This window comes from Halobellus rufus (assembly GCF_000739575.1).
GTDB lineage: Archaea > Halobacteriota > Halobacteria > Halobacteriales > Haloferacaceae > Haloquadratum > Haloquadratum rufum.
Genome location: NZ_BBJO01000014.1, coordinates 145,387 through 158,767, shown reverse-complemented (window position 1 = coordinate 158,767; position 13,381 = coordinate 145,387). Strand labels below are relative to the sequence as shown.

Annotated in this window: 11 protein-coding genes; 9 read left to right on the top strand and 2 right to left on the bottom strand. The window is 68.1% G+C overall.

Annotated features, from left to right (window positions below; genetic code table 11):
• Positions 1-3: 3 nt before the first annotated feature.
• The 5 genes from ACP99_RS07380 to ACP99_RS07360 all read left to right on the top strand — a co-directional run bounded on the left by ACP99_RS07380 (position 4) and on the right by ACP99_RS07360 (position 5,073).
• Positions 4-2,070 (top strand): beta-galactosidase, encoded by a 2,067-nt coding sequence (locus ACP99_RS07380; RefSeq protein WP_081927258.1) that lies wholly within the window; start codon positions 4-6, stop codon positions 2,068-2,070.
• Positions 2,071-2,186: 116 nt separating this feature from the next.
• Positions 2,187-2,852, top strand: coding sequence for an SCO family protein (locus tag ACP99_RS07375; RefSeq protein WP_049985978.1), 666 nt, complete (start codon positions 2,187-2,189; stop codon positions 2,850-2,852).
• Positions 2,853-2,885: 33 nt separating this feature from the next.
• Positions 2,886-3,422, top strand: a complete 537-nt coding sequence (locus ACP99_RS07370) for a TlpA family protein disulfide reductase (protein WP_049985977.1) — start codon at positions 2,886-2,888, stop codon at positions 3,420-3,422.
• 23 nt (positions 3,423-3,445) lie between these two features.
• Positions 3,446-4,129 carry a cytochrome c biogenesis CcdA family protein gene (locus ACP99_RS07365; RefSeq protein ID WP_197052393.1) on the top strand — a complete coding sequence of 228 codons (684 nt, stop codon included), beginning with the start codon at positions 3,446-3,448 and terminating at the stop codon, positions 4,127-4,129.
• Between the two features lie 95 nt (positions 4,130-4,224).
• On the top strand, positions 4,225-5,073 hold the full coding sequence (locus ACP99_RS07360) for a VOC family protein (protein ID WP_049985976.1): 849 nt from the start codon (positions 4,225-4,227) through the stop codon (positions 5,071-5,073).
• A gap of 69 nt (positions 5,074-5,142) precedes the next feature.
• Here the strand turns inward: ACP99_RS07360 and ACP99_RS07355 are convergent, their stop codons facing one another.
• Both ACP99_RS07355 and ACP99_RS07350 read right to left on the bottom strand, forming a co-directional pair.
• Positions 5,143-6,768 (bottom strand): hydantoinase B/oxoprolinase family protein, encoded by a 1,626-nt coding sequence (locus tag ACP99_RS07355; protein ID WP_049985975.1) that lies wholly within the window; start codon positions 6,766-6,768, stop codon positions 5,143-5,145.
• On the bottom strand, positions 6,765-8,756 hold the full coding sequence (locus tag ACP99_RS07350) for a hydantoinase/oxoprolinase family protein (protein ID WP_049985974.1): 1,992 nt from the start codon (positions 8,754-8,756) through the stop codon (positions 6,765-6,767). The genes ACP99_RS07355 and ACP99_RS07350 overlap by 4 nt, the downstream gene beginning before the upstream one ends.
• A 271-nt stretch (positions 8,757-9,027) precedes the next feature.
• Between ACP99_RS07350 and ACP99_RS07345 the strand changes: the two genes are divergently transcribed.
• From ACP99_RS07345 to ACP99_RS07330, 4 genes are all read left to right on the top strand, one after another.
• Positions 9,028-10,062 carry a zinc-dependent alcohol dehydrogenase gene (locus tag ACP99_RS07345; protein WP_049985973.1) on the top strand — a complete coding sequence of 345 codons (1,035 nt, stop codon included), beginning with the start codon at positions 9,028-9,030 and terminating at the stop codon, positions 10,060-10,062.
• Between the two features lie 16 nt (positions 10,063-10,078).
• Complete coding sequence (locus ACP99_RS07340) at positions 10,079-10,486, top strand: 6-pyruvoyl trahydropterin synthase family protein (protein WP_049985972.1); 408 nt, start codon at positions 10,079-10,081, stop codon at positions 10,484-10,486.
• Positions 10,483-11,370, top strand: a complete 888-nt coding sequence (locus tag ACP99_RS07335; protein WP_049985971.1) for a class I SAM-dependent methyltransferase — start codon at positions 10,483-10,485, stop codon at positions 11,368-11,370. The genes ACP99_RS07340 and ACP99_RS07335 overlap by 4 nt, the downstream gene beginning before the upstream one ends.
• 307 nt (positions 11,371-11,677) lie before the next feature.
• A complete protein-coding gene (locus ACP99_RS07330) occupies positions 11,678-13,264 on the top strand; it encodes an APC family permease (protein WP_081927256.1) in 1,587 nt (528 codons plus the stop codon).
• Positions 13,265-13,381: the final 117 nt, after the last annotated feature.

The following is a 13,381-nucleotide window of genomic DNA, read 5'->3' as shown; positions in this document are numbered from 1 at the left end:
GTTATGACTGAGGACACCGAAACCGACGACGGAACGAATCGCGCGCCCGCCACAGCCGAAGCGACCCCCCGAATCGGGGTCTGTTACTTCCCCGAGCACTGGCCGCGGGAACGCTGGGAGACCGACGTCGAGCAGATGGTCGAGGCCGGGATCGACGTCGTCCGGATGGGCGAGTTCTCGTGGGGTCGACTCGAACCCGAGCGCGGCGAGTTCGACTTCGAGTGGCTCGATACGGCCGTCTCCCTGCTCTCCGATGCGGGCATCGACGTGGTGCTCTGTACGCCGACGGCGACGCCGCCGAAGTGGCTGATCGACGAGCACCCCGAGATCCTCCAGGTCGAACCCGACGGGACGACCCGCGAGTTCGGCAGCCGTCGTCACTACTGCTTCAACTCCGAGGTGTACCGGGAGGAAACCGAGCGGATCGCCCGGACGATGGCCGAGCGCTACGCCGACGTCGACGCCGTCGTCGGCTGGCAGACCGACAACGAGTACGGCTGTCACGAGACGGTCCGCTGCTACTGCGAGGACTGCGCGAGCGGGTTCCGCGAGTGGTGCCGCGACCGCTACGGCGACGTCGAGACGCTCAACGAGACGTGGGGGACGGCCTTCTGGAGCCAACAGGTCGGCTCCTTCGAGGAACTCGACCCGCCGCGGCACACCGCCGCCGAACACCACCCCTCACGACTCCTCGATTACGCCCGGTTCGCCAACGCGAGCGTCGTCGACTACAACGAACTCCAAGCCGAGATAATCCGCGAGGCCAACGACGAGTGGTTCGTGACGCACAACTTCATGGGTCACTTCGACACCCTCGACTCCTTCAGCGTCGGCGACTCGCTGGACTTCGCGACGTGGGACTCCTACCCGACGGGGTTCGCGCAGGACCGGAACACCGAGGACGCGACCGCCGATCGCCTCCGCGCGGGCGACCCGGATCAGGTGAGCCTGAACCACGACCTCTACCGCGGCCCGAACGGCTTCTGGGTGATGGAGCAACAGCCCGGCGACGTCAACTGGCCTCCGCGCTGCCCCCAGCCCGGCGAGGGCGCGATGCGTCTCTGGGCGCACCAGGCCGTCGCCCACGGCGCGAACGTCGTCTCCTACTTCCGCTGGCGTCGCTGCCGAGAGGGCCAAGAGCAGTACCACGCGGGGCTACGGAAGCACGACGGATCGCCGGACCGCGGCTACGAGGACGCGACCCGCGCCGCCGCGGAGTTCGGGGCGCTGGGCGACCTCGACGCCGTCGACGCCCCGGTCGCGCTGTGTTTCTCCTACGACGACCTGTGGGCGCTCGACGAGCAACCGCACGCCCCGGAGTTCGACTACTGGGGACTCGTCGGCGCGTTCTACCGCGCGCTCCGCGCCCGGGGGATCCAGGTCGACGTCGTCGACGTCTCGCCGGGCACCGAGCCCTCGTTCGACGGCTACGCGGCCGTCGTCGCGCCGACGGTCCACCTCGCCGACGAGTCGCTCGCGGACGCCTTCGAGGGGTACGTCGACGACGGCGGCCACCTGCTCCTCGGCCCGCGAACCGGCTACAAACTGCCCGGAAACAAGCTCCAATCGACGCTGGCGCCCGGGCCGTTCGCCGACCTCGTCGGCGGCCGCGTCGACCAACACGAGAGCCTCCCCGGATCGATCGAGACGCGGCTCACCTACCGCGGGGAGGGGTACGACTTCTGGACGTGGGCCGAGTGGCTCACTCCGGAGGACGGAACGGCGGTCGGCGAGTACGCGTCGGGCGTCGCGAGTGGTCGCTCCGCCGTCCTCGAAAACGAGGTCGGTGCGGGCTCCGTGACCTACTGCGGCGTCTGGCCGGAGGCCGACCTCGCGGACGCGCTCGTCGTCGATCTCCTCGACCGAGGCGGGGTCTCCCACGGCGAGCGCTTCCCCGAGACGGTCCGAGTCGCCGAACGCGACGGGTACGTCTGGCTCCTCAACTTCGGCGGAGAGCCCGTGACGGTCGACGCGCCCGACGACGCCGAGTGGCGCGTCGGCAGCGAGTCGCTCCCGGCGTTCGGCGTCGGCGTCGTCGAGGCCGACGTGGCGTCGCTTTCGGTCCGGTAAGCACGTTTTCGCTTCGATCCCGGGCCCGACTCATCACCGCCACGCCGCGCTTCTCAGCGCGTGGGAACCGACCACGTCTCTTATAGCTGTGTGGTCCTGACCCGCTACCACTCAGTATGCAACGACGGACCTTTCTCCGGGGTTCGGCGGCCGCGGGCGTCGTCGGCACGGCCGGCTGTCTCGGTCTCGGCGACTCGAACCCGGACGTCGCGCTCTCGGAACCCGACCGCGAGTACACGAGCGAGGAGCTCCCGTACCCCGCGTGGGGTCAGCGCGTTCCCGACGTGACGCTCCCGGACCCGATAAACGGCGCGGACATCTCGACGCGGGCGGTCGATACGCCGGCGCTCTACACGTTCTTCTACAGCCACTGCAACACGGTCTGTCCCGTCCTGATCCAGTCGATGCGCAACGTTCAGGCCCACTCGATCAACGAGGACTACGCCGGCGAGGTGGCGTTTTTCCCGGTCACGTTCGACCCCGAGCGCGACGACGCCGAGCGCCTCGAGACGTACGCCGAGGAGATGAACGTCGCGCTCGATCAGGGCAACTGGCAGTTCCTCCGGCCCGAATCGAAAGCGCGGGCGAAGGAGACCGTCTCCGAGAAATTCGCCGTCACCTTCGAGCGGACCCACCCTGACGATATGGACATGTATATGTTCGCGCACTCGGCGATGACGTATCTCGTCAATCCGGATGGGTTCGTCGAGCGCGCGTACCGGACCGACTCGCCGGACCCCGAACGGTTGATCGACGACCTCGAAACCGTGCGGAACGCGTGAGCGCGACCGACCGACGCAACTGATTTCACACCGATGAATCGACGACAACTCCTGACGGCGCTCGGCGGACTCGGGCTCACCGGCGGGAGTGTCTTGGCCGTCCGCGGGGACCTCCCGAACCCACTGAACGACGGGTCCGGATTGCCGCTGCGGGTCGAGACGATCGACGCTCCGGGCTCGACGGCGGGTGAAGTCACGGTCCCCGCTCCCGGCCGACCCACGCTCATCGATCTCTTCGCGACGTGGTGTGCGCCCTGCAAAGAGCAGATGAACGTCCTCTCGACGATCCACGAGGAGTACGGCGACCGCGTGCGGTTCGTCTCGGTGACGAACGAGCGCTTGGGCGAGACGCTGACCGAGCGGGACGTCCGCGCGTGGTGGCGTCGACATCACGGCGCGTGGACCGTCGGCGTCGACCCCGACAGCGACCTGATGTCGGCGCTCGGGGCGGGCGGGATCCCGTATCACGCCATCGCCGACGAGACCGGGACGATCCGCTGGCAGAAAGCGGGGCTGTCGACGGCCGACACGCTCCGGCCCGAACTGGATCGGGTACTCGACGAGTCGTGATTCCAGAACTCGCTCTCGGCGGTCTGCTCTCCGCCGTCGCCGCTCTCGACGGCCTCGGCGCGCCGGGGTTTCTGGGTGCCGTCGCGTTCGCCGCGAGCGCGGGGCTCACCACGTTCTTCGCGCCCTGTGCGTTCCCGCTGCTCCCGGGGTACGTCGGCTTCTACCTCGGGCAGGAGAACCGCTCGCCGGCGCTCGTGTCCGGACTGGTCGCGGCCGCCGGAGCGACGCTCGCGCTCGGCGGCATCGCCGCGCTGGTGTTCGCGTTGGGACGGCAACTCACTACCGTGCTTCCCCTCTTCGAGCCGCTCGTCGGCGGCGCGCTCGTCGTCTTCGGCCTGCTCGTCCTCTCGGGGCGCGCGTCGCCGACCATCCGGCTGCCGAAGCGGCCGGAGTCGCTGTTCGGGTTCGGCCTCTTCGGAGCCGTCTACGCGCTCGCCGCCGCGGGCTGTGTCGTGCCGCTGTTCCTCGGCGTCGTCGCGCAGGCGTCGTCGTTCCCATCGGGGCAGGGGCTCGTCGTGCTCGGTGCGTACGCCGGTGCGGTCGCGATCCCGCTCGTCGGCGTCACGCTGCTCTCGGACGCGGGCGTGGACGCGTGGCGCTCGCTCGGCCGGTACTCGGGGCGGCTCGAGCGGGCCGCGGGGGGTCTCCTGATCCTCGCGGGGCTCGGACAGCTCTACCTCTCGATCGTCGTACTCGACGTGCTCTGATTCCTCGGTTCTCTCCGCTCCACAGCCCTATGGAATCTCGCGTGCTGCCGGGACCGAAACCGCTACCGGAAGACGCGTCGAATATCCGACCACCAATGACTGACACAGGCGCGTCGGCGTCGCTTCCGGCGTCGACGCGACTCGGGCGGACCGCACTCCGCGTGCACGACCTCGGTGAGATGGTCGACTTCTATCACGCTGTCGTCGGCCTCGCGGTTCTCGACCGCGGGAACGACAGCGCGACGCTCGGGGTCGACGACACGCCGCTGCTCGAACTTCGCGAAGACCCCGACGCGCCGACGCGGGACCGCGAGCAGGCGGGGCTGTTCCACAACGCGTTCCGCTTTCCGTCTCGGACGGCGCTCGGTGCCGCGCTCGACCGGATCCGCGAGCACTGGACGCTCGACGGCGCGTCCGACCACCGGGTCAGCGAGGCGCTGTACCTCTCGGACCCGGAGGGGAACGGCGTCGAACTCTACCGCGACAGGCCACGAGAGGCGTGGCCGACCACGGCCGACGGCGGCGTCGAGATGCCGACGCTCTCGTTGGACCTCGACGACGTCGCCGCCGACTCCGACGGCGCGTCGCTGGCCCCAGCGGGGACGACGCTCGGGCACGTCCACCTAGAGGTGACGTCGGTCCCGGCCGCCCGCGAGTTCTACGTCGAGACGCTGGGATTCGACGTGCAGATGGACGTCGACTCCGCGCTGTTCGTCTCCGCCGGCGGCTACCACCACCACATCGGTCTCAACGCGTGGAACCGCCGCTCGGCCCCCGCGGGCGGCCGCGGTCTCGACTGGTTCGAGATCCTCCTTCCGGACGCGGACGCGGTAGCGGCGGTCGCGGAGCGGATCGCGGACGTCGGGGGCGACGTCACCGAGCGCGACGCCGGAGCCGACATCGTCGATCCCAACGGAATCGGAATTCGCCTGCGGTCGGCGTGAGCGGACGACGTCGATCGCGCCGGGTACGATCGCTCTACTGAATCGGTTACTCTCGTTCCACTGGACCGGCTACTCCCCGTCCACTTTTTCGTCGTGGCGGTCGCGTTCCCGTGCGTCGGGGTCGCGCTCGTCGGGGTCGCCGTGTCCGCCGCCGCCGGGCGTCCGAATCGACACGGTAGTCCCCGCCTCGACGTCGACGGACGCCTTCGAGGGTACGGACTCGCCGTCGACGAGGTTCTCGCCGGTCGCTCCGTCCTCGCCGCCCGCCACGCCCGCGGGGGCGGTCCGGCGACGCTCGGTGATCAGGGAGACTGTCGCGTCGGTCTCGACGGTGACTGTCCGTTCGAGGCCGAGTCCCCCGCGGTGGCGACCGTCGCCGCCGCTGTCGGGCCGGAGCGCGTACCGCTCGACGCGGAGGGGGTACTCGGTCTCCAGCGCCTCGACGGGGGTGTTGAGGGTGTTCGTCATCCCGACTTGGACGCCGTCCATCCCGTCCTTCTCGGAGCGGGCACCGAATCCGCCGCCGATCGTCTCGTAGTAGGTGAACTCCCCGCCCCTGTCTCCGATGATGAGGTTGTTCATCGTGCCCTGCCCGCCGGCGGGGATCTCGTCGGGCACGGCTTCAGCGAGCGCCGCGAGCGTGACGTCCATCACGCGTTGGCTCGTCTCGACGTTGCCGCCGACGACCGCCGCCGGTGGCGTGGGATCGAGCACCGACCCCGCGGGCGCAGACACCGTCACAGGCTCGTAGCAGCCGTGGTTCGGCGGGATCTCCGGGTCCGTGACGGCGCGGACGACGAAGTACACCGCGCTCTTGGCCACCGAGAGCGGGGCGTTCAGGTTCCCCGCGACCTGCGCTGCGGTCCCGGCGAAGTCGACGTCCATAGCCGCGCCGTCGATCGTGACGGCGACTTCGATCGGCACGTCGGCGTCGGTCACTCCGTCGCCTTCGAGCACGTCGCTGGCGCGGTAGGTGCCGTCCGGGAGGTCTGCGAGTTCGGCCTCGACGCGCTCGCGGGAGTACTCGACGACGGCGTCGAACGCGTCGAGCAGTCGCTCGCCGTGTTCCTCCAGTAACTCACCGATTCGCTCCTCGGCCCGGACGTTGGCGGCGCGCTGGGCGCGGAGGTCGGCCTCGCGCTCGTCCGGCGTGCGGACGTTCGCCCGGATCAGTTCCGCTACCGCATCGTTCGGCTCGCCGCCGTCGACGAGGCGGACGGCCGGCAGTCTGAGGCCCTCCTCGTAGATCTCTCGGGCCCCGGGCGGCATACTCCCCGGGGTACTGCCGCCGACGTCCGCGTGGTGTGCCCGCGACACCGCGAAGCCGACGATTTCCCCCTCCGGGGCGATCGTCGAGACGAGCGTGACGTCTGGCAGGTGCGTCCCGCCGGCGAAGGGGTCGTTGACGACGAAGACGTCCCCGGGCTTCGGCTCTTTCTCCAGGACGACCTCGACGGCGTCGGGCATCGCGCCGAGGTGGACCGGGATGTGCTCCGCCTGCGCGATCATCCGCCCCGACGCGTCGAAGAGCGCCGTCGAGCAGTCCTGTCGCTCCTTGATGTTCGGCGAGTAGGCGCCTCGAATGAGCACGTGGCCCATCTCGGTGGCGACGCTCTCCAGTTGGTTCCGCAGGATCTCGAGTGTCACCGGATCGATCTGGTCGGCGTCCGCCGACGACCGGGCCTCGCCGCTCATTCCGCGCTCACCTCCGCGATCAACGCGCCGTCTTCGCGCACCCGCCCACCCCACGAGGGCGGGACGACGATCGTGCTCTCGTCCCCTTCGACGATCGCCGGCCCGGAGAGTGTCCGTCCGGCCGACAACCGCCCTCGCTCGTAGACGGGCGTCTCGTGGCTCCCGTCCGCGAACGTCGCCTCGCGGGTGGCCTTCCGCGCGTCGCCGCCGCCCCTGTACTCGACTGCCGGCGTGTCTCGCGGAACAGTCGTCGTCACGCGACAGTTGACGAGGTGGACCGGTTCGTCGGTCCGGTAGCCGTACGCCTCCTCGTGTGCCTCGTCGAAGCGCTCTCGTGCCTCGTCAGGCTCGAACGGCACCTCGATGTCCACCGTCAGCTCGAAGCTCTGGCCGGCGTACCTGAGGTCGGCCGAGCGGGTCACGGTCGCCTCGTCGCGCTCGCTGACCTCCGAGAGTACCCCCTCGGTCAGTTCCTCGTACACCGCGTCGACCTCGTCGGGGTCGATCCCGTCGAGGGCGCGCTGGTGCGTTCGGACCGCGTCGCGCTTCTCGTCGGCCGCGAGGAGGCCGTACGCGGACAACACGCCCGAGGCGCGGGGGACGATCACCCGGTCCATCTCGAGGTCGTCCGCGATCGAGACCGCGTGCATCGGCCCCGCCCCGCCGAACGCGACGAGTCCGAAGGTCCGCGGGTCGATGCCGCGCTCGACGGTCACCGCGCGGATCGCCCGCGTCATATTCGCGTTCGCGACCCGGTGGACGCCGCGGGCGGCCTCGCGCGCCCCGGCCATCCCCGCCTCGTCGGCGAGGTCCGAGAGGGCGTCGTAGGCGGGTTCGGCGTCGAGTGAGAGTTCGCCACCGAGGGTGGTGCTCGCGCCGATGTAACCCAGCACTAGGTTGGCGTCCGTGACGGTGGGGTCGGTGCCGCCGTTACCGTAGCAGGCGGGGCCGGGGTCGGCTCCGGCGGACCGCGGCCCGACTCGGAGCGCCCCGCCGGCGTCGACCCAGGCGATCGATCCGCCGCCCGAACCGACGGTTTCGACGTCGACCATCGGCGTCCTGATCGGCCGACCGTTGATGACGCCCTCTGTCGTCCGCTCGGCCTCGCCGTCGCGAACGAGGCTCACGTCGCTCGAAGTGCCGCCCATATCGAAGGTGACGAGTCCCTCTTCGTCGCTCGCCATTTCGCTCGCGCCGACGACGCCCGCGGCGGGCCCGGAGAGCACGGTGGTGACGGCGTTTCTCCTGACGGCGTCGGCGTCGGTGATGCCGCCGTTCGCCTGCATAATTCGGGGCTGGGGGATCCCGTCGTCGCGGGCGCGCTCCGTGAGGGTACTGACGTAGCGGTCGATCGCCGGCCGGACGTACGCGTCGACGGCGGTCGTCGAAATCCGCTCGTACTCGCGGAACTCCGCGAGGACCTCGTGAGAGGCGGACACGGGCACGTCGAGTTCGTCTCTGAGCACGCTCGCGACGCGCCGTTCGTTCTCGGGATGGGCGTACGCGTGCAGCAGCGACACGGCGACGGCCTCCGCCTCGGCGTCGCGGATCTCCGCGGCCACTTCTCGAACCTCCGCCTCGTCGACTCGGCATTCGATTCCCTCGGCGGAGGCGCGTTCGGACACCTCGAAGCGCCGGCGACGCGGCACGATCGGCGCGCGCTTCTCGGCGTCGAGATCGTACAGCGACGGTCGGTCCTGTCGACCGATTTCGAGGACGTCGCGGAATCCCTCGGTGGTGACGAGCGCGGTCCTCGCGCCGTCGTCCTCCAGGAGCGCGTTGACCGAGACGGTCATCGCGTGGGAGAACGTCGTCAGCGCCTCGGGGTTGATTTCCGCCTCCTCGCAGGCCCTCTCGATCCCGTTCATCACGCCCTCGCTCTGGTCTGGTGTGCTCGGGACTTTCGCGGTGACGAGTTCGCCGTCGCACAGCAGGGCGACGTCGGTGAACGTCCCGCCGACGTCGACGCCGATCGGTCGCCGCTCCATTCAGCTCACTCCCTCGCGTGCGTTCGGTTCCCGGATCGCTGGCATAGTCGGTGTCGCCGCCGGACGGACTTATATCGCACTACGTGGTGCGGAGTCGGTTCCCGCCGCTGTCCGACCGATTTGGCCGACAGTATGAATACCGCGTAGAACGCACCTGTCTACTGATTGTGTCGTCGTATCACTCCGATCCAGCGGGTCCGCCGTTTCGACGTGTCAGACCCCGGATCACGTCTCGTCTCCTCGCTCTCCAGTGGCACCCACACTCGCATCGATGAACCGAAAATCGCTGTACTTCACCGCCCCGTACGAGACGTCGATCAGGGACACCGTCGTCGATGTCGACGACGACGAGTTACTCGTCGAGACGCGGATCTCGGGCGTCAGCGCGGGGACCGAACTGCTCATCTACCGCGGCGAGGCACCGAGGGAACTCCCCGCCGACGAGACGCTCGACGCCCTCGACGGCGACCTCTCCTTCCCGCTGCGGTACGGGTACGCCGCGGTCGGAGACGTCGTCGACGTCGGCGAGGCGGTGGACGACGAGTGGCTCGGCCGGTCGGTGTTCGCCTTCGACCCGCACGAGACGCGGTTCTCGGTTCCCCCGGAAAACGTGATCCCCGTTCCGGAGGGCGTTTCACCGGAGACGATGGCGATGTTCCCGTCGGTCGAGACGGCGACCTCTCTCGTCCTCGACGGCAGCCCCCGGGTCGGCGAGGACGTCGTCGTGTTCGGCGCTGGCGTGGTCGGGCTCTGCACGATCGGCGTCCTCGCGTCGTTCCCGCTCGGCCGACTCGTCGCGGTCGAACCGATCCCCGAACGACGCGACCGCGCGGAAGCGATGGGTGCTGACGTCGCCGTCGCACCCGCGGAACTCGACACGGCGCTCGACCTCGAAACGCGTCGCGGCTCCGACTCCGGCGGGTCGAAGCCGAGTGGTGCCGACCTGGTGTACGAACTGTCCGGGCGGCCGGAGACCCTCGACGCCGCCGTCGACGCCGCGGGGTACGACAGCCGCGTCGTCGTCGGCTCGTGGTACGGCGACAAACCGGCGACGCTCGACCTCGGAACGTCGTTCCACCGCGACCGGATCTCCGTCGAGTCGAGCCAGGTGAGCACGCTCGCACCCGAGACGCGGGGCCGGTGGACGAAATCCCGCCGCGCGTCGGTGGCGCTCGACCGACTCGCCGAGGTCGACGCCGCCTCGCTCGTCACCCACCGGATCCCGTTCGCCGACGCGGCCGAGGCCTACCGCCTCCTCGACGACCGCGCCGACGGCGTCCTGCAGGTACTCCTCACGTACGACTGACACGCTCGAAAGTACCATGTCCCACTCTGAGAACACCGACGCGTACGAACTCACCGTCACGAGAGACTTCATCGCACAGCACTTTCTCACCGTCCCCGACCCGGGTCCCGAGGGCGACGTCCACAGCCACCACTTCACGACGGAGGTCCGATTCACGGGGGACGAACTCGGCGACTACGGCTACCTCGTCGACATCGACGCCGTCGAGGCGGTGCTCGACGCCCTCGAGGCGCGGTATCGCGACGCGCTCTTGAACGACCTGCCGGAGTTCGAGGACCTGAACCCGAGCATCGAGCACTTCGCCCGCCTGTTCGGCGACCGCGTCGAGGATCGGCTCTCGGACCCGACGCCGACGGGACTGACCGTGCGTATCTGGGAGGACGACGTCTCCTGGGCCAGCCACAGTCGTCGGCTCGACGGATGAAGCACGCACGGCCGCGGTATCTCGAATCGAAGCGAACGGTGGACGCCCGCGCTCGCAGTCCCCGCGTCCGCGACCGATTGCTCGCGGAACTCCCCGACGAGCCGACGATCCTCGAGGCGGGCTGTGGGACGGGCGCGACGGTCCCGCAACTGCTGTCGTGGGGCGTCGACGCGGGTCGATACCGCGGAATCGACACCGACGAGCGGATCGTCTCGTTCGCCCGCGAGGTCCGCCCGCCGGCGCTCCGTCGGGCCGGCCACACCGTGACGGTGGCCGGGACCGACCGCCCGGTGTCACGTGCGACAGCCTCTCCCCCCGATTTCGCCGTCGAGGACCTCTCGATTTCCTTCGAGACGGGCGACGCGCTCGACGCCCTCGAATCAGCCGGCAGCGTCGACCTCGTCGTCGCGCAATCGTTCGCGGATCTGGTCCCGCTCGACCGCTTCGTCTCCGCGATCGAGTCCGCACTTCGCCCTGGCGGACTCGCCTATCTCCCGCTCACGTTCGACGGCGGGACGATCTTCCAACCGGACCACCCGGACGACGCGGCCGTCGAACGCGCCTACCACGCGGCGATAGACGACGCGCCGGGGCGAGACGTTCGAGCGGGACGGCACCTCGCTGACAAGTTGAGGAAGCGCGACGGTGACCTCCTCGCGATGGCGAGTTCCGACTGGGTGGTTCGACCCCAAGACGGGCGCTATCGAGCGGACGAGCGGTACTTCCTCGCACAGATTCTCGGATTCGTAGCGGGCGCGCTTTCCGAGGCGGCCGACGCCCCCGAGGGGTTCGACTCGTGGCTCTCGACGCGGTGGGCGCAACTCGACGCCGGGACACTGTTGTACGTCGCGCACCAGTACGATCTGCTCTATCGCGCTCAGTGACGACGCCGACGCACCGGTACTCGGCTCTGACCTCGATGACTGATCGGCGAAATATATAATAAAAACACATACCAGTAAATTTACCAATTCTAGAGATATAGATGTTTACAGTCTTTATTTCTCGGCTTAAATCTATGAACGAGTCGTATCTGAGTCACAGAACCATATCTATTCCAACTAAAATCGGAAATAGTTCTACAGTAAACAATTCCTTCCCGGGACTGCTTCGCTATCTCATCTGGGGTATTCTGAATCCAACCACCAATGTTAAGTGTAGTCGTGTTCAGCGTTGGCACGGAGGTTCATCATGTCATCCGATGACACCCTCTTCGTCCGAGAAGCCACGGGCTTAGTCCGTGATTGGTCATCGTACGACGCAGGAATATACGCGTTCCTGTCCGTGAACATCGTCACGTTGGGCTTCTACATCTGGACGTTCAACGCGTTCATCCCGCAGGGGAGCCCGATACTGGCGACGCTGATCGCGGTGGTCGCGATCACCTTGCAGAACGTCGTCTACGCGACGCTCGTGGCGTCGATGCCGCGCGTCGGTGGCGACTACGTGTGGCAGAGTCGGTTACTGAGCGGGTTCTGGGGATTCTTCCTCTCGTGGCCCGGGTGGGTGTTCATCCTGTGGCTGTGGGTCCCGATCTACGGGTCGATCCTGTCGTGGCTCGTCCTCGGGCCGGTATCGGCGCTGTTCGGGTTCGTCGAACTGGCGAACTTCTGGAACTCCAGTATGGGGCTTTTCGCCTCCTCGATGATCGTCGTCGCGTTCGTGTTCATCTACGTCAGCCTCGGAATGAAGTGGTACGCGCGGATCCAACAGGCGCTGTTCTATCTCGGCGTCGTCGGGCTGGCGCTCTTCGTCGGCGGCCTGCTAACGACGAACCCCTCGCAGTTCCAGTCGGCCTTCGACGCCCAGATGGCGACGTGGGGGATGGATCAGACGTACAACGGCATCGTCGAGGGGACCGCAGTGAGCTTCGCACCGGTGTGGAACCTCAACTGGGGCGCCTCCTACAAGCTGTTCCCGATGCTGTTGTTCTGGATAATGTGGACCGTGTGGGGCTCGACGCTGTTCGGTGAGGTCCGCGAGGCCGGCGAGTTCAAGAAGATGTTCGGCGTCTTCGAGGGCGCGCTGCTCGCCGCGGCGGCGCTGGCGATCGTCCTGTGGCCGCTCTTCGACTCGGCGGTCGGGTACACGTTCTATCAGGCGCTGAACTACAACTACTTCGTCGGTGCGGGTGCCCAGCAGTGGCTCTCCTCGCCGACGACGCTGGCCGCGATCGCGATGGGCAACGGCGTGCTGGCGAAGCTGATGGCGATCCTGATGGCCGGGTGGTTCTTCGCGTGGTCGGGGACGGTGTTCCTCTCCTCGACACGCGTCATCTTCGCGACCGCGTTCGACCGGACGATCCCCGAAGTGTTCTCCGAGGTCAAGGGCCGGTACAACACGCCGATCTACGCCATCCTGCTGATGGCGATCCCGGCCGCGATCCTCACCGTGATTTACTTCTTCGCACCGGGCTTCCAGACGCTGACGCTCGCTGCGACCTTCGCGATCGCCGTGACGTTCCTCGGATCGACGATCGCGTGTATGCTGTTCCCGTGGCGACGCCCGGAGCTGTTCTCGAAGAACCCGGTCTCGAAGTACGAGATCGCGGGCGTTCCGGTCGTCTCGATCGTCGCCGGCGTCTACGTGCTCATCCTGCTCTCGGTGTTCTACCTGTGGGCGACAGAGAGCGTCTACGGGCTGAACAACGTGCGCTCGATGGGCTTCCTCGGCGTGCTGTATCTGCTCTCGGCGATCATCTACCTCGGGATGAGGTACTACCGAGCGCAGGAGGGCGTCGACCTCGGCAACCTCCACTCGGAGATCCCGAAGGACTGATCGACGCGTCGACGACGCCGTGTCGACGTCCGCGAACCTCGCTCGTTTTTTGCGGTACGGTCGTGTCGGATACAGTAGCCCGAAGAAACGGTATCTGTGACTTCCCGCGCCGAGGTA